Source organism: Bacillus sp. FSL H8-0534 (assembly GCF_038005885.1).
Lineage (GTDB): Bacteria > Bacillota > Bacilli > Bacillales > Bacillaceae_G > Bacillus_A > Bacillus_A pseudomycoides.
The window spans coordinates 2,146,227-2,162,712 of the sequence record NZ_JBBOUC010000001.1 but is presented as its reverse complement, the minus strand read 5'-3'; the positions used below and the strand labels follow the sequence as shown (position 1 = coordinate 2,162,712).

The 16,486-nt window shown below is 34.6% G+C and carries 13 protein-coding genes and 4 pseudogenes; 9 read left to right on the top strand and 8 right to left on the bottom strand.

What is annotated here, in order from left to right; translation table 11 throughout:
* Positions 1-165: 165 nt before the first annotated feature.
* Positions 166-375, top strand: a complete 210-nt coding sequence (locus MHH71_RS11175; RefSeq protein WP_006093745.1) for a hypothetical protein — start codon at positions 166-168, stop codon at positions 373-375.
* Between the two features lie 38 nt (positions 376-413).
* On the opposite strand, the gene MHH71_RS11170 is transcribed toward MHH71_RS11175, so the two are convergent.
* Together MHH71_RS11170 and MHH71_RS11165 are read right to left on the bottom strand one after the other, a co-directional pair.
* The gene (locus MHH71_RS11170) at positions 414-2,291 is read right to left on the bottom strand and encodes an ABC transporter ATP-binding protein (RefSeq protein WP_033798687.1); all 1,878 of its coding nucleotides are present in this window, start codon (positions 2,289-2,291) and stop codon (positions 414-416) included.
* Positions 2,288-4,528, bottom strand: coding sequence for an ABC transporter ATP-binding protein (locus tag MHH71_RS11165; RefSeq protein WP_033798688.1), 2,241 nt, complete (start codon positions 4,526-4,528; stop codon positions 2,288-2,290). Before MHH71_RS11165 ends, MHH71_RS11170 begins: the two co-directional genes overlap by 4 nt.
* 453 nt (positions 4,529-4,981) lie before the next feature.
* On the opposite strand from MHH71_RS11165, the gene MHH71_RS11160 reads away from it, so the two are divergent.
* From MHH71_RS11160 to MHH71_RS11145, 4 genes and pseudogenes are all read left to right on the top strand, one after another.
* Positions 4,982-5,266 (top strand): sensor histidine kinase, encoded by a 285-nt coding sequence (locus tag MHH71_RS11160; protein ID WP_006093748.1) that lies wholly within the window; start codon positions 4,982-4,984, stop codon positions 5,264-5,266.
* A gap of 43 nt (positions 5,267-5,309) precedes the next feature.
* Positions 5,310-5,836: pseudogene (locus MHH71_RS11155) on the top strand (response regulator transcription factor).
* 391 nt (positions 5,837-6,227) lie between these two features.
* Entirely contained in the window at positions 6,228-7,415 is a 1,188-nt protein-coding gene (locus tag MHH71_RS11150) for a glucan-binding protein (RefSeq protein WP_006093751.1), read from the top strand.
* 256 nt (positions 7,416-7,671) lie between these two features.
* Positions 7,672-8,133: pseudogene (locus MHH71_RS11145) on the top strand (suppressor of fused domain protein); the annotation flags it as partial.
* A 51-nt stretch (positions 8,134-8,184) separates the two neighbouring features.
* On the opposite strand, the gene MHH71_RS11140 reads toward MHH71_RS11145, so the two are convergent.
* The 3 genes and pseudogenes from MHH71_RS11140 to MHH71_RS11130 form a co-directional block, all read right to left on the bottom strand.
* The gene (locus MHH71_RS11140; protein ID WP_006093753.1) at positions 8,185-8,970 is read right to left on the bottom strand and encodes an enoyl-CoA hydratase/isomerase family protein; all 786 of its coding nucleotides are present in this window, start codon (positions 8,968-8,970) and stop codon (positions 8,185-8,187) included.
* Between the two features lie 634 nt (positions 8,971-9,604).
* Positions 9,605-9,769: pseudogene (locus MHH71_RS11135) on the bottom strand (hypothetical protein); the annotation flags it as partial.
* Between the two features lie 230 nt (positions 9,770-9,999).
* Positions 10,000-11,346 carry a SpaA isopeptide-forming pilin-related protein gene (locus tag MHH71_RS11130; protein ID WP_018783607.1) on the bottom strand — a complete coding sequence of 449 codons (1,347 nt, stop codon included), beginning with the start codon at positions 11,344-11,346 and terminating at the stop codon, positions 10,000-10,002.
* 1,048 nt (positions 11,347-12,394) lie between these two features.
* Between MHH71_RS11130 and MHH71_RS11125 the strand changes: the two genes are divergently transcribed.
* Positions 12,395-12,547 (top strand): hypothetical protein, encoded by a 153-nt coding sequence (locus MHH71_RS11125; protein WP_018767548.1) that lies wholly within the window; start codon positions 12,395-12,397, stop codon positions 12,545-12,547.
* A 276-nt stretch (positions 12,548-12,823) separates the two neighbouring features.
* Here the strand turns inward: MHH71_RS11125 and MHH71_RS11120 are convergent, their stop codons facing one another.
* The 3 genes and pseudogenes from MHH71_RS11120 to MHH71_RS11110 form a co-directional block, all read right to left on the bottom strand.
* A complete protein-coding gene (locus tag MHH71_RS11120; RefSeq protein ID WP_033798689.1) occupies positions 12,824-13,300 on the bottom strand; it encodes a hypothetical protein in 477 nt (158 codons plus the stop codon).
* Between the two features lie 556 nt (positions 13,301-13,856).
* Positions 13,857-14,051, bottom strand: a pseudogene (locus MHH71_RS11115) (IS6 family transposase); the annotation flags it as partial.
* A 73-nt stretch (positions 14,052-14,124) separates the two neighbouring features.
* Positions 14,125-14,598: a MarR family winged helix-turn-helix transcriptional regulator gene (locus MHH71_RS11110; protein WP_006093759.1), complete on the bottom strand. Its 474-nt coding sequence runs from the start codon at positions 14,596-14,598 to the stop codon at positions 14,125-14,127.
* Between the two features lie 151 nt (positions 14,599-14,749).
* Here MHH71_RS11110 and MHH71_RS11105 point away from each other — a divergent pair, with 151 nt between their 5' ends.
* From MHH71_RS11105 to MHH71_RS11095, 3 genes are all read left to right on the top strand, one after another.
* The gene (locus tag MHH71_RS11105; RefSeq protein ID WP_006093760.1) at positions 14,750-15,334 is read left to right on the top strand and encodes a DUF3238 domain-containing protein; all 585 of its coding nucleotides are present in this window, start codon (positions 14,750-14,752) and stop codon (positions 15,332-15,334) included.
* A 217-nt stretch (positions 15,335-15,551) separates the two neighbouring features.
* Positions 15,552-15,749: a hypothetical protein gene (locus MHH71_RS11100; RefSeq protein WP_162484051.1), complete on the top strand. Its 198-nt coding sequence runs from the start codon at positions 15,552-15,554 to the stop codon at positions 15,747-15,749.
* Positions 15,750-15,828: 79 nt separating this feature from the next.
* Positions 15,829-16,473 (top strand): DsbA family oxidoreductase, encoded by a 645-nt coding sequence (locus MHH71_RS11095; RefSeq protein WP_006093762.1) that lies wholly within the window; start codon positions 15,829-15,831, stop codon positions 16,471-16,473.
* The last annotated feature ends 13 nt before the right edge of the window (positions 16,474-16,486 follow it).

Here is a 16,486-nt window from a genome sequence, read left to right as displayed (position 1 = left end):
GCACTGAAAAAGTGATTACTGTGAAAAAATAACGTGTATTTTATTAATATGTAGAAAATGGAAAGGAGTTCATTACCTGTATATAGTAGGTGGTGAACTCCTTTTTCTTCTTCAGTGGGCTTCTTCAGTGGCCTTATATATGGCAAAAGTTATTTATGCTATAAAGTGAAACTTCCATCAGCTGAATATACTTTAAAACCAGGTTCCGTAGTTGCTGGAGTTGTAAATAAAACAATCAATTCACCTTTTGCACAGTTTTGGCAAGGTAGCCATTATTGGGATACAGCTACAAAAGTTAAACCATCATCTACTTCAACAGGTGCAATTAAAACAGATGATTTAAAATTAATTCGTTCAGATGTGTTAGAAAAATAAAATTGATCAAGCTGATCTTCACCCTCATCCCACCTAACTCAAGAAGCATCCGCACCTTCAAACTGACTATTATAAAGCGAAGCATAGAAACCATCAGCCTTCAATAACTCTTCATGATTACCTTGTTCTACAATATCCCCGTCTTTCATGACAAGGATTAAATCGGCATCACGGATTGTTGATAATCTATGAGCGATGATGAAGCTTGTTCTGCCTTCCATGAGGTTTTCCATGGCTTTTTGAATCAGCACTTCTGTACGAGTATCGATAGAGCTTGTTGCTTCGTCGAGTATGAGTATTTTCGGATCCGCTAGAAGGGCACGGGCAATTGTTAGTAGTTGCTTTTGTCCTTGGGATACGTTGCTTGCTTCTTCGTTTAGTTCCATTTGATATTTATTTGGTAAGGTTTTTACGAAGCTGTGAACGTGGGCTGCGTTTGCTGCTTCAATCACTTCTTCGTCGGTTGCACCCAGTCTACCGTAACGTATGTTTTCCATGATGGAACCATTAAATAGCCAAGTGTCTTGCAGTACCATGCCGAACATGCTGCGCAGGTCTTCTCGCGTAAAGTCTTTTATATCGTGACCGTCTATACAGATCGCACCGCTGTTTACGTCATAGAAACGCATTAACAGTTTTACGATTGTTGTTTTTCCTGCTCCGGTGGGTCCTACGATGGCTACCTTTTGTCCAGGTTTAATATTAGCTGAGAAATTATTGATGATGATCTTATCTGGATTATATCCAAATTGAACATCTTTGAATGTAACTTCTCCTTTAACTTCTTGAAGCTTCACTGGGTTTTCTGCTTCCGGAATTTCTTCTTCTTCATCTAAAAATTCGAAAACTCTTTCTGCAGCAGCTGCAGTGGATTGAAGTACGTTAGCGATTTGGGCTACTTGAGCGATTGGTTGCGTAAAGCTTCTTACATATTGCACAAATGCTAAAATATCTCCAACTGCAATTGTTCTCTTTACAGCGAGCCATCCGCCTAAAATGGATACAGCTACGTAACCGATATTACCGATAAACATCATAATCGGCATCATCATTCCGGATAAAAATTGAGATTTCCATGCAGAGTGGTAAAGAGTATCATTCACCTCTTCGAATTTTTTCACTTCTTCTTCTTCAGTGTTAAAAGCTTTTACGATATTGTGACCACTATAAATTTCTTCAACTTGACCGTTCACGTGCCCTAAATATTCTTGCTGGGATTTGAAGTATTTTTGTGATCTCTTGACGACTCCCATGATGAGCATCATGGATACTGGCAGTATTAACAGCGCCACTAATGTCATTTGCCAGCTGATTGATAACATCATGATGAGTACACCGATGATTGTAATAACGGATGTGATGATTTGCGACATACTTTGGTTTAAAGTTTGGCTCACAGTATCTACGTCATTTGTAACTCTAGATAATACTTCTCCATGTGTCGTTTTATCAAAGTACTTAAGCGGCATACGGTTGATCTTTTCATCAATTTCTTTTCTGAAGTTATAAGATACCTTTTGTGCGACTCCCGAAATGATATATCCTTGTATAATGGAAAACACAGTGCTCGCTATATATAATCCAAGGAGCAGGAGGGCAATGTTTCCGATATAGGTAAAGTCAATAGCAGCACCGTGCACGCCCGTTACTTTGTCTACGAGTCCTTCGAAAAGTTTTGTTGTCGCTTTACCTAAAATCTTTGGACCGACGATTGCAAAGGCAGCACTACCGATTGCGAAAATAATAACGATTAGGATTGAGAACTTATATGGCTTTAAGTATTGAAGTAACTTATTCATCGTTTCTTTGAAATTTTTTGCCTTCTCAATCTTTCTCATGCCGCCGCCCATATGACCGCCGCCATGGCCACCACCAGGACTGCCTTGTCTTCTATTTTCTATTTTTCTATCACTCATGATGACAACTCCTCTCTTGAAAGTTGTGATAAAGCAATTTGCTTATAAACTTCACAGTTTTCCATAAGCTCTTCATGAGTACCAGTTCCAACTATTTTTCCTTCATCAAGTACAATGATCTTATCTGCATTCATGATTGTACTTATTCTTTGGGCAACAAGTAGAATAGTACTTCCCGCAATCTCATTGTTTAAAGCCCTCCGCAAGGCTGCGTCTGTCTTAAAGTCAAGAGCTGAGAAACTATCATCAAATATGAAGATTTCCGATTTTTTCGTAAGAGCACGCGCAATAGAAAGTCTTTGTTTTTGACCACCGGAAACGTTCGTACCACCTTGTGATATTTCTGTACGGAAGCTTTCAGGTTTCGCGTTAATAAACTCCATAGCTTGCGCGATTTCTGCCGCTTTTGCGAGTTCTTCTTCAGTTGCTTCTTTCTTACCGTATTTCAAATTACTTTCGATCGTACCTGAGAATAGAACTCCTTTTTGCGGTACATAACCAATTTTCTCTCTTAATTCCTTCTGAGATACTTCTCTAATATCCGTGCCATCTATTAATATTTGGCCGCTTGTTACATCGTAAAAGCGTGGAATTAAGTTGATTAATGTTGATTTACCGCTACCTGTACTTCCGATGAAAGCTGTCGTTTCTCCAGGTTTTGCGGTAAAGGTAATATTGGAAAGCACATCTTCTTCTGCACCTGGATATTTAAAGCTAACATTTTTAAATTCAACGTAGCCTCTCTTGTCAGAGGCAAATGTTTTTGGCTCCGCTGCGTCATGAATAGAAAGGTCAGTATCTAAAACTTCTGCAATGCGCTGTGCGGATACAGAAGCACGCGGAACCATAATGGATACCATAGAAATCATTAAGAAGGCCATGATGATTTGCATTGTATATTGCATAAATGCCATCATATCACCAACTTGCATATGTCCCATATCCACTTGGTGTGATCCAACCCAAATAATAAGTACAGTAACGGCATTCATGATAAGCATCATCATTGGCATCATAAATGACATTAAACGGCTTACAAATAAATTAGTTCTTGTTAAATCTTGATTTCCTTTTTCGAATTTCTTTTCTTCATGCTTTTGATTATTAAAAGCACGAATAACGAGCATACCTGTTAAAGATTCACGAGTGATCAAGTTAATTTTATCTACTAACTTTTGGATACTCTTAAACTTAGGGATCGCGATGCTAAATAGACCAATGACTAAGCTTAAAATCGCGATAACTGCAACTGCGATAATCCATCCCATTGAAAGGTCTGTAGTAAGTACCTTAATAATTCCGCCTATGCCTAAAATCGGTGCATAGAATACGATACGAAGCAGCATAACCATAAGTGTTTGCACTTGTTGAATATCATTTGTACTTCTTGTGATTAGAGATGCAGTGGAAAACTTATCAAACTCTGCATTAGAAAAGCTTGTAACCTTCCGAAATACTTTCTTTCTAAGATCTCTACCTAATCCAGCAGCCACTTTTGCAGCAAGTAAACTCACGATAACGGTAGCTGCCATACTTACTAAGGATAAAAGCAACATTTTTCCGCCAGAAGTAAGAATATAATTGGATTGAAGCTTATCTGTATTGATACCGATCTTTTTATATTCATTCTCAATGAATGAAACGGCTGACTGTGTTACCATGCTGCCTGGCATATTCTTAAACTTTTCATCCGCCTTTTCTTTCATTGCATCGATTTGATCTTGAGGCAGTTTAGCAATTACTGCAAAAGGATCTGTATTTGGCGGAAGCTTCGCCGGTGCTTTGTTATCACCTGGCGCAGTGAAAGCAGATGAGCCGTCTTTTTCAATTCCTTGTGTAATTAACATTGGTTTCCCGAATATATCGTTAAGTTCGTTAATTGTATTTTTATCCTCTGTATGTAGCTTATAAAGCGGTTCTTTATCAAGCTGCGGATAATCTTTTAAGTCATTTTTCAGCTCACTTTGAGAAAGATTATTCTTATCTAAAAGTACATAGTTGTCATCTACTTTTTTCTTCTCATTTTCATTCATAAAGAGTGTAAGTTTATCGAGCTCACTTTTACGAATAACCCCAGGTACTGCGTTTTCTACACCTTTTTGCTGAATACCTACATTCACAATGTTAGACATGTAGTCTGGCAGTGACAGGTCACATACGGCTTGTATGGATAATAGACATATAACTGCAATGATTGAGGCAACAAATGGTTTTAAATGTTTGATGATCTTTAACATTTAATTCATCTCTCCATTTTCCTTTTCTAATTTTTTTAGCTTTTACTTCGGTTCATTCCTTTATTCTTCGTATTCTTCAGGAATGCATTCTAGCAGCTCTTTACGTTTTCGACCACAGATTAATTCTATGACTCTATGAAGATATGATGCAACTTTTAGGGTGGAGAATTTCATAATGAATTTGTTAAAGAATTTTAAACTATATATACATCAATTAAAAACCGGACATAAAACCCTTCTTTTTAGGTAGGAGAGAGCATCTGGCCATGCATAGAAGCGGTCAGGGCCTTTTTCTGCCACATGCGAAGTAAAAACAGAAAGCGCAAATGAGTGTAGGTTACTTTGTATTCTGTATAGCAGGGATTTAGATGTCGAAAAATTAATTCACAAATTCGGTTTCAACTAAAGGAAAAAGGAGAATTCTCTGAATGGTCTGAGGACATTAGCATTGTAATGTTCCGTATTCTTCAGGAATCCATTACAAATGTAATACGTCATTCTGCTGCCAATGAAGTAGATGTATGTATACAAGAACATGCACAAGAATTATCGCTCATTGTTTCCGATAATGGACAATTTTTAAGTGAAAATTTATACCAAAATGGTTTTGGAGTAAAAGGAATGATTGAACGGTGTCAATCTGTTGGGGGAACTTGTAATTTTTCGGTTAATTCAGACGGGGGATTGAAGGTGGAAGCGATTATTCCTTTAATGAATCGTGTATGTGATGAAGCCTAGAGATAGGAGGGACGACGAATGAAAACGATAAAAAATTCGAATCATGTTAGTGGACGATCAACCAATCATCAGACAAGGGCTGACGTATATATTTAATAGTCAATCAGATATGGAAGTTGTAGGTGAAGCAGATAATGGTAAGGATGCCGGAAAGATTGCTTTGCGCTGCATACCTGATATCGTGTTGATGGATGTACAAATGCCGCCGGATATTTATTAAAGGATACTCAAACGAAAGAGCTATTAGATGGTGTACGTTCTATACAGCGCGGCGCCACTTTATATAATAGCATGACAGCGAAACAAGCGCTCACAAAGATTATAAATTCTAGAGATAATATTTCAACAAATCAGCCTAAGGCTTCATCTTTTATAGAACCATTAACAGATCGAGAAATTGAGATATTGTAACTCATAGCATATGGAAAGAAGAATAAAGAAATAGCAAATATACTGTATATTTCAGAAGGAATTGTTAAAACCCATGTACATAACATTATTCAGAAACTTGAGGTGGCAGACCGCACGCAAGCTGTAGTTTTAGGGATTCGTATGCAATTAGTAAGATAAATTGTTCTGAGGTAGAGAATTCGATTTATTATAAAGGGGGGAAGATACACTTTTGTAAAGATAATATTGGGATAGCACCACATCGCCATCAACCTAAGAAAACAGGTCACCCCCCATAACGAAAACTTTACCTTTTTACAGTTATTTATGAGAATTCGACTCATCTTTTTCGTTTTTGGGACAATTAATCCCTTAAGTTGATAGATGTGTAATGATACTTACATTGTAACTGTAAAGTAACGATAATTACATTAATAGATATTTTGTGTCGTTAAATTAAAAAAGATTACATTTTTGTTACAAAAACTATTGATTATATTTAAATATCATAATATAATTCTGTTTGTGGAAATAAAAACTAAAATTATTCATTATTTGGGGGATATGGAAAATGAAGAAAGTTATTTTACCAGTTTTAATGTCTGCAATGTTTGTAGTTCCTGCAGTATCTCATGCTGAAAACCAAGAAGCTGTAAAACAACTTGCTCCAAAAACAGAACAGGCAATGCAGAAAACAGGTTGGGTAAAAGAGGGGAATACATGGTATTTCTATGATCAAAATGGTGTGAAGAAAACAGGGTGGTTAAAAGATAATGGTACATGGTATTACTTGAATGCGGATGGGGCAATGAAAAGTAATAGCTGGTTAAGTGATGGAGGAAAGTGGTACTACTTTGCTGAAAGTGGAGCAATGAAAACGGGTAATATTTTTAATCAAGGTTCATGTTATTTATTAGGAGCAGACGGTGCGTTATATACGAACGAAGGCTGGGTTCAGTACGAAGGAGAATGGTATTACGTTCACCAAGGAGGAAACTTACACGAGGGCTATCTTGAATATAATGGTAAGATATACTACATGAATCCAGGCTCTGGAGATATGAAAGTAAACAATTGGATAGGTTCACATCCTGATGGTAATTATTTCTTATCTGATGGAGCAATGGCAACTGGTTGGAATTTGATTAATAATGAATGGTACTACTTCGAAGAAAGCCGGACGCATTTTAATACTCATAATGGTTGGCTAAGTTATAAAGGAAGCTGGTATTACTTTGTGGCTTCTAAGATGCAAACAGGTTGGATTGAAGATAATGGGAATTGGTACTACCTGAATGCAGATGGAACGATGAAAACAGGCTGGTTAAAAGATAAGGGCACATGGTATTACTTAAATGCAAATGGCACAATGAAAAGCTCAGCTAATGGGTGGGACGAAGGTTGGTTAGATGAGGGAGGAAAGCGTTACGTTTTCGCTGACAGTGGTGCCATGTGGACAGGGAAAATGTGTGAAGGAGGTACTTGTTGGTACTTCAATCCAGATGGATCAATGTTTACAGGCTGGAAATTAATTGATGGTGAATGGTATTACTTTGATGATAAAACTGGAGCAAGCCACGCAGGTTGGCTAAGTTATAACGGGAAATGGTATTACTTTTATGATGGCCCGATGACAACAGGCTGGGTGCAAGATAATGGCACATGGTATTATTTGCAGTCTAGCGGTGCGATGGCAACAGGTAAACATTTCATTGATGGGAAATGGTATTCATTCAAAGATAACGGCGCTATGATGTAACAAAGGTTTTTTTATTGAATAAATGACATCAGATATCTATTTTAAGATATTTCTATAATGAAAAAAGACACCTGTGAAGGTGTTTTTTTCATCTCTTCTTATTAATCTAGGAAGAATAACGTTTATAACAATAATGGGTAGTAAGTACTTTTAAGTTGATGGTAATGGGGTAGCACCACACATCCATCAAGTTAAGATTTTGAAATAACCCCAAAACAAAAATTTTATATCTCTACAGTTATTTAGAAATGGAAAAGCTCAATTTTTAATCGAAAGCGGTATAGATATTAATGTTAAATATAGTGGTGAATCCGTGAAAGATATGGATGCATTAACTTTTGCAAGGGAACAGGGTCAAGTGGAAATTGTTAAGTTAATAGAAGGCCAAAAAGAATTGACCGCTACTATAACCGAAGTAAATGGTAAAAATCAAGATTATCATGATGAAATCTTAGAGCATGTAACTAAATACTTTGGAACTATTCAAAATACTATAAGTGAGATTGTTCCTGGTAGTAGAGTTTCAGTCAATATTCATATAATTCCTCCGTCAATGAATAATGATTTTGTAACTCTCGTAACTACAGGTATGAGTGATGCACCTATGGATTATTCAAATGAAGAAAGTGAGTTTAAATATGCAGAATTATTATTGAAATTACCTTCAAGTTGGATAGTTGGGAAAGATAATATGGGGGATCAAAACTATTATTGGCCTGTTTTTTTTTTCATTCTTTATATTAATTCCCAAAATAATTGGTTCGATTAACTATCTTTCTTTAAATAATGGTTTGGTCTTTTCTAAAAATGATTTAGTACCTTCTCTGAAGTCCTCTGTGGACGCTATCAAGCCGAAATAATCTGCTCCAAGACGTGCGGACTCTTCTAAAGTTAAATTACCTCCCCGATGAATTGCCTCCCAAGTCATTTTTACTGCGATAGGAGCCTGAGATAGAATTTCTTGGATAAGCGCTTCTGCCTCTGATAATAATTTATCAGGCTCAACAGTCCTATTAACCAGTCCTATTCTATAAGCTTCGTCTGCGCTTATCGCGGCTCCAGTGAGCAGCAGCTCTGTAGCACGCCCCTTACCTATAAGTCTGGGCAATCTCGTAGTTCCTCCAAATCCGGCAACAGCTCCAATACGAACTTCAGGATGTCCTAATCTAGCATGATTAGCACAAATACGAATCGTACAGGATTCAGCTAACTCAAGTCCACCTCCTAGTGCAAATCCGTTGATGGCAGCAACAACCACTTTTCCTAATGACTCGATTTTATGAGTAACCGTAACAGCCAACTGAGCTAAATCCCGTACTTCTAGTGGAGTGGCTTTATTGAGAAACTGAATGTCAGCACCTGCTGAAAATGCCTTTTCTCCAGCACCGATAATTATCAATGCTTTTACACTTGAATTAGTTTTAACCCTGTCCAAGACGGAGGAAAGTTGCTCAAGAACATCTCGGTTTAACGCATTTAGTGCTTCCGGTCTGTTTAATGTAATTCTTGCAATACCATTTTCCTCAGTGTAGAGGACGACACTTTTGTTTAACATTTTAATCCCTCCAATAGTTTAGTGTGCAGACACAAAAGGCTACTAATTTCTATCGCTTCTTTTATAACATTAAGAGAGGATTTTTACTGAGATGTCGTCACCGACTGATTGCTCGTTCATAAGTGAGATTATATTTAGAATATACTGCACAACTCAAAAAAAGTTTTTTATTCATCAATTTAATCTTGTAGAATGCCCTTGTGGCGAAACATCTTGCATTTTTAACCACGACTAATATTCAGACACAGAACCTATCCCGCAGACCTCTTTAAACCGCTTTTCAATATAAAATGTTCTTCTTTGGACATAAAAATCCTCTTTAGGAAAAAATACTTAAGGGGGTAAAATTCCGCAAATTTCTTTTAAAATATCGCGCCTTTCTTCTAAACATCACTTCTTTTTTAAGGGTACAGACTCATGCCCATCAAGTTAAAATTTTGCAGCATCTCAGAACGAAATTTTAAACCCTCTTGTAACAAGACATCTCATTTTATCGTTTTGGGGGTGTAATAAAACCTTAGCTTGATGGGCATGGGGTAGCACCACGCATCCATCAACTTAAGCATTTAGGCTATTCTCAAAGTAAAAAGCACGTTACTATTCTCTTATGTTAATGAGAATAGTAACGTGCTTTTTATGAATATACATCAGTTTGGAATGAACTCAATATATAATCTTTTATATCAAATCGATGCTCACTTAAAAAGTTGATATGCTCCCATCCTAATGATGAGATATGTTTTAATAGTTCTTCATTAAACTCATACTTACTTTTTAACGTTTCTACAGATTTACTTAAATATACGGCGTTTCATATAATAATGGGATTAATCGGAATACTTAATAAATTCGCTCGTTGTATTTGATCCTGGAGAGCACGTTTAGGTATATCATATAGATTTTTCATAATTGCATTTATTGCAAGCGTTTTCAATTTTAGGGATTGTTATAATCTACATTTTTCACAAAACATTTCTTAGCATATTTAACTTTAAGCATTGGTAACAAAACCCTTATTGTTTATAGTTTTTAACTATGATTTTTCCCTATTTTTAATATATAGATTCCTAAAATAATCAATCCTAGTCCTACAAACGGGACAGTTGGAAACTTCGTTCCTGTTGATGGCAGGTGATGCTTTTCCTTACTTGCAAGATCATTTTCCATTGCGCCCTCTTTACTTTGTATATCATAAGATTGTTTAGCATTTCCATATGTAGCATGCACTTTTTTAATTTCCAGGCCACTTGTTATTTTTTGATTCTTTATTTCTATTTCTGCTATCTCGCCAGTTTTTACTTCCATTTTTTTTATTGTAGGATCAAGTACATAACCTTCTGGAGCCTGAATTTCTTTTACAACATACGTACCGGTAGGAAGTTTATTTAATGTAGCAATCCCATTCTCAGTTGTAGTGATTTCTTGTCTAAAATCCCCATTTTCACTTACAACCTCAAACACTGCCCCTTTTAAAGCCTCTCTATTTTCTCCTACCTTCATAATTTTTAATGACCCCCAAAATTCCCATCCTACTACTATATCTGTACTGCTTTTTTCACTCATTCTTGGTAATAAAGCAGTTACATCTTGAATCCTTTGTTGGCCATCAAAGGTAACTGCTTGTAAGCTCTGCAATTTTGCATTTACTCTGATCTTGAAATTTCCACTTGTTGCGTTTTTGGGAATCATAACTTTAAATTTTTCCTCTATAGAGAATTCATTCTTTTTTTCACCTTGTTCATTTATAATTTTAGCTCCTTCTGGTGCACCCTCCATTTGAACTGAGTATACTCCAGATACTGAATTTGATTGAACTCTATATAAATTTGTTTCAAAATATTCCCCATTTTGCTCTACAGTTTGTTTTCCAGTAGGTATTACGTTCAAATATGTTTCCTGAACTTCAGTACCTTTAGAAGCTTTTTCTACCAAATGCTTTACAAGGTTATATACCTGTTGGTTTTCTGGCTTTGAATCGGCAATTTCAATTTTTTTAGATGCAATCCAGATAGCTAGTTGAGTTGCATAGTAGGCTTCCTCTTTTGTAGAAACTCCTAATTCAGCCGGCGTTTTTTGAGGGTATCCATAAAGTAAGACACGATATACAAAATCATTCTCTTTTCCAATTTCAGAAAGATCATCTCCATTAGGTGAATTCAGATCAGGTGATAAACAATATGCAACATCTTTTGATGACGTTCTTAGTAAGTCTGCCTTTACCTTTACTTCAGTACCTTTGAATTTAATATAATTCCAGTTCATTTGAAACTTTTCTTGATGTATTATCTCGGCTGCTGCTTGTGGAATAGAAATCCCTAGCAACATAATGATTAAACTTATAATTCCAAAACATTTTGTTAACATTCTACGTTTCATCTCATTCCCACCATTCATCAAATTTTCAGGAAAAACCTTACATGCTGATTATATTTTCTGTAAAAGAATATTAGTTTGATTATTCAGAAATTTATAGGTGTAAATAATGATTGTGTTATAATTTCATATTTTCTTATAATCTTTATCGTTTAATTGGATTTACCATATTTGTTAAAGATACTACTTACTTAACTAAATGTACGGGCGTAAATATTATTCTATACTATTAAAAACTAATTCAAAAAATCAATTTTTAGAATTTAAATCTATGTATTTAAAAATAAATACACTTAACAATCCACCTATTAAATGAATGTTTTTTCTATTCAATTTACCTTCACAAAACACCGGCTGCATCCTTAGGGAATTTAGCCATATTTTACATTTATTATTTTTAGAGAATACATGGCTTGCAATTCTTTTTTTATGTTATGATATTTTGTTTATTGATTCTTGTACAAGAATATACTTCTCAAAAGTAAAATAATTTTAATCCTTTATCATTCTTTTAGCTGTTTATATACATTCATGGATAGATTGAAAATCATATATACGCATGTGCATTGTAACTTAGACGGTTAATACACGGGACCATCAAACGGTTCCAACAGAAACATAAGGGACACTATTTGATGACTGGTTGACAATTTCATTATATAACAAATATTAACAATTAAAGATTTTAATTTTTAAAATTATGTGAATTAATAAAATAAAAAAATATCTTATTTTTAATTCCTGAAAAATCCCAATGTTTCATTTCACATAAACTACTTGGTTCTGGTGCAAAAAATACTATCATTGTGTACACTGAAAATATTCATAAATAAAGGACGTGTACGACGATGAAAAAACCAGTGGATTTTAAATGGAAGCACTATGAGCTGGAGAGTTTGGTTATACAATTTATCAATCCGCCATTTTAGAAGGAGGAAGAGATCCCTTTTATCAGTGGATTAATGACAATGACAAGATAGAAAATTATGAACTGGAAGGAGCACAATTCATCTTTGGTAAAATGACTGGAAGTAATGTAAAGGGCATGAAAATGATTGTTCCTGCAAAAGGAAAGGACAGTACTTATCAAGTTGTAATCATTGATGATGTTTTAAATAAGGCTGAATTAGAGAAAATCATGATTTCCTTTTTATTTGAGTTCGAACGAAATCTTCATGTGATAAAAGAAATTAATAATCTATAAAACAAAAAAGTGAGATGAAATTTTTGTTTTGGGGGTACTTCAAAATTTTAGCTTGATGGCGATGGGGTACTGCCACACATCTATCAACTTAAGAAAAGTAAACACCTCCTAATAAAAAAATCCCATAGGTGTTTTGCAAATCCTTTAATGATCCATCGACTACAATCGTACATATTTTGCCGACGCTTGTCGTTTGCATAGACGCAAGAATAAAAAATCAAATAAAAAAGATAGAGATACAAATATCTCTATCTTTTATCAGTGGGGATGGAAGTTTCACTTTATTCTTTTTATCTTTAACTTCATTATATTTACCGTGAATTCAAGTTTATCAACAATCCCTTTTTCAAAAGTTTTATAAAAAGCATTATTTGATATTGCAATAAAGAACAACATAAGAAAAAACACTTTTGTATTCCCATCTACCGAAGTACCTTTAATTCCCCATTCCTCCAGTGTTTTCCCTCCTATATTTACTATAGAAAACGCCCCGGAAATATATGTAGCAAAAAAATGTACCTGATAGAACCTTTTTAAAAATGTATTTGAATCATGTTTCCAAGTATAGATAAAGTGTAAACTGAATGAAAATATAGCTGACAATATATTAGATACTATTAACATACAAATAAATATTTCTACTGAATCTGGCTCTATAAACCTAGTAATGAATGAATCTGCAAAAGTAATAATATCCATTCCGAATATTACTGCAAAAAAATACAAAATCAAATAATAGAAATAAACAAACATATTACTCATCTCCTGAAAAATAATGAATTTTAAATTGCTCTTAGAAGTCAGCTGAGATACGTGTAAAACTAGATCATAGGGATACATTATTTACCAAAAACTATTTTCTGAAGATATTTGTAATATAAACGTTCGTTTTTATTTGAAAATATGAAATACCCTAACTGATGAACTAGATGTAACAAAAATACTCTATCAAAAATAATCCGTACCATTATTAGTGCAATACCTTTTTTCTATATCAAAACCTGATGTTAGAAATATATATAATACAGGCTGTGAACTGAAATTACATGTATCTTGGTCAACAAACCCCATCTTTTTAATGCTTTTCTTTCATACACTCTCGCTAATATAGTCTACTTTTCTAACAATTGCAATTCAAACTATATTTTTAAAAAATACAAACCATAAAAAACAAAATTAAACGACTCCCTAAGAGAGAAGCTTAATTTTGTTAAGGGATATAGCCATATTTTTAAAACTCACTATACTAAGGGGTCTCGCCACATCGCTATCAAGCTAAGACTACATTAGGAAATTTTCAGGGAAGTTTTTTCACTTTCCAAATTTGATAGGTGAGATTGCCATATTCATGAACCCATCGCATGATGGTTGTTGGGTGAACTGAAATACCACGTTCTTTCAGGATTTCAGATACATCACGATAACTTAAAGAAAAACGGCAGTAGTACAGGGCGGCTACTAAAATAATATCTTTCTTGAATTGTTTTCCTTTAAAATATCTCATGTCTGATTCTCCTAGATCCTGTTTTCTAGAGTGTAGCTTCATGTAGAAAACTTTGCAACAGAACCCTCTATATTTACCAAACAGGTCTAAACCTCAATGACAATTTACCTTCATTTGTTTCATAAACTAATTTTGTTAAATCTTCTTTGAGCATTTGCATGCGCTCAGCACCTATGTTTTCAATCCAGCGTCTCTCAATATCAGTTAGTATTTCTTCTTTTGCTTTCAATACTAACCATCCTCGTTCGGTCAAAACGATAATCTTCCCTCTTTTATCAGTGGGGTGAGTTTGGCGCATTACATAACCACTTTTCTCAAGATAATCCACCATTTTACTTACAGCTTGTTTTGTAATTCCTAAGTATTCGGCTAGTTCTATACCTGTTGCTCCATCAGGGGTAATACATTTAAACATAAAACCATGTGCAGGTCTAATATCTCCAAATCCCAATTCATTCAATCTGTCATGTAGTTCATTAATCACCGTACTAAAGGATAATGACAAAAGTGATGTAAGATCTAATTCACTAAATACTCGTTGATTCATGTATAAAACCTCCTTAAATAAAGTCAATCAAGTTGACTTTATTTAAATCTCATTGTACTATAAGCGGTATAGTCAATCAAATTGACTACATCGCTTTTGTTATGAAAGAAATATGATTTAATAAATAATCAATATACTATGGAGGTTCTGTATGACTCACATTGTTAAAATTAAAGCAAGTGTATTTATTCCAATGTCTTGGACTGAACCTATGAAGGATACTCAAACGGGTAATATAATTCAATTCGAAGGTGATTCACGTGAATTTACCCCTTATACTGTAAACACTATGCGCTCAAGAGTTGAACAGGAAGTAGTTGCAGATTTTTATAAAAAAGAAATTTTCTCATATGCAAATACTGGTATAACAACAGAAAAAGTCACAACACTAGATGGTTCTGTTAATAAAAGAACAGGAAAAGCTAGTACGGAAGATATTTTGTGTACTGATATTGTATGGAGTTCTGATGACGTCAAGTTTCAAATGAGTGCAAGTGCTAGCCAACCATTAAATGTATATGCACCTCCTGTTGACTATCTATTAACTGTACGTGTCCAAAAAGATGGTACTGTCGATATTCAAGGTACACATGATGGATTCCCTTGTTTTGAGTTTTATAAGCAAATAGATTTTGGACCATTTGAAGAAATTTATACACATGATTTCAGAGAAACAGGTGATACGCCTGAAGCGCTAGCTGGAGAAATGGATTATAGTTTTAAAAAAATATTGTAAAGTCAATGTATTGCTACATTGTAATCGAACCAAGATAAATTTGTATTCATAATCAGTATATTGTACGCAAACTGGGAAGACCTCACATTAAGAAAAATTAGAGTTTTCTCATTTCCCTGGCGGTATACCATCGTTATCAAGATAGGATTAGAAAATATCAGTTACAAAAGAAACTATTTTCTTTTTCTAAAAAACCAGTGTAGATACCTTATTAGACATGTATCGAGTGGAGGATGATGTAGAAGAGGAAAAGTTGATTCATTTCCATAAAAAACCGAATTTTACTTGTCCTATGGGAGCAAATATACAAATTATTTTAGCCCACACACAAGAAGCGATGGATCAAGTATTAGAGAATATGGCAATGGAACAACTCGTTACATCATTAGTAAATAAAAATAAATTCTTCGTATAAAGTGTATATTTTATCGCTCTAATTGTAACTTGTATAGTTATGCTTAGAGCGATAAAAAGAAAAGTGAGGGAACGTATATATGACTGTGAAAATTATAGTTTATTCTGATTTTATATGTCCATTTTGTTTTTTAGGAACAGGTCCTTTAGATGAGGTTGTAAAGGAAAAAGATGTAAAAGTAGAATGGATGCCATTTGAATTGCGTCCTAGTCCATCTCCGAAAATTGATCCACGGACTCAACCTCGTGTAATGGAAGCTTGGAATTCATTTATTTATCCTACTGCTAAAAAATTAGGATTAGAAATAAAGTTACCACATTTGCGTTCGTATACGCACCTTGCGTTTGAAGGTTACCAATTTGCAAAGGAACATGGAAAAGGAAATGAGTTTCACCATAGAGTGTTTATTGCACATTTCCAAGAGGAACAAAGTATTGAAGACATCGAAGTGTTAACAAAATTAGCGGACGAAGTGGGACTTTCTCAGGAAGCATTTAAAGAAGCATTAGTATCACGAAAGTACCGAAAAATGCATCGAGAAGCTATAAAGCATGCCCATGTAGAAGCACAAATTATGGCTGTTCCAACGTTCATTATTGGTGACGAAGTTATTCAAGGTTTTACTAGCAAAGAAAAATTAACAAAGGCAATTGATCAAGAAATAGAGAAGAATAAAGAGAATGAGTTGGATGGACTGCAATGTAGTATAGATGGGGATTGTTAATGCTAGATTAAAT

Excerpts from the sequence above, each read along its gene's own strand:
- MHH71_RS11120 (WP_033798689.1), bottom strand. The coding sequence starts at position 13,300 with ATGTTTGTTTATTTCTATTATTTGATTTTGTATTTTTTTGCAGTAATA.
- MHH71_RS11095 (WP_006093762.1), top strand. The coding sequence starts at position 15,829 with ATGACTGTGAAAATTATAGTTTATTCTGATTTTATATGTCCATTTTGT.
- MHH71_RS11160 (WP_006093748.1), top strand. The coding sequence starts at position 4,982 with ATGTTCCGTATTCTTCAGGAATCCATTACAAATGTAATACGTCATTCT.
- MHH71_RS11150 (WP_006093751.1), top strand. The coding sequence starts at position 6,228 with ATGAAGAAAGTTATTTTACCAGTTTTAATGTCTGCAATGTTTGTAGTT.
- MHH71_RS11100 (WP_162484051.1), top strand. The coding sequence starts at position 15,552 with ATGTATCGAGTGGAGGATGATGTAGAAGAGGAAAAGTTGATTCATTTC.
- MHH71_RS11105 (WP_006093760.1), top strand. The coding sequence starts at position 14,750 with ATGACTCACATTGTTAAAATTAAAGCAAGTGTATTTATTCCAATGTCT.
- MHH71_RS11130 (WP_018783607.1), bottom strand. The coding sequence starts at position 11,346 with ATGAAACGTAGAATGTTAACAAAATGTTTTGGAATTATAAGTTTAATC.
- MHH71_RS11125 (WP_018767548.1), top strand. The coding sequence starts at position 12,395 with ATGATTGTTCCTGCAAAAGGAAAGGACAGTACTTATCAAGTTGTAATC.
- MHH71_RS11140 (WP_006093753.1), bottom strand. The coding sequence starts at position 8,970 with ATGTTAAACAAAAGTGTCGTCCTCTACACTGAGGAAAATGGTATTGCA.
- MHH71_RS11110 (WP_006093759.1), bottom strand. The coding sequence starts at position 14,598 with ATGAATCAACGAGTATTTAGTGAATTAGATCTTACATCACTTTTGTCA.
- MHH71_RS11170 (WP_033798687.1), bottom strand. The coding sequence starts at position 2,291 with ATGAGTGATAGAAAAATAGAAAATAGAAGACAAGGCAGTCCTGGTGGT.
- MHH71_RS11165 (WP_033798688.1), bottom strand. The coding sequence starts at position 4,528 with ATGTTAAAGATCATCAAACATTTAAAACCATTTGTTGCCTCAATCATT.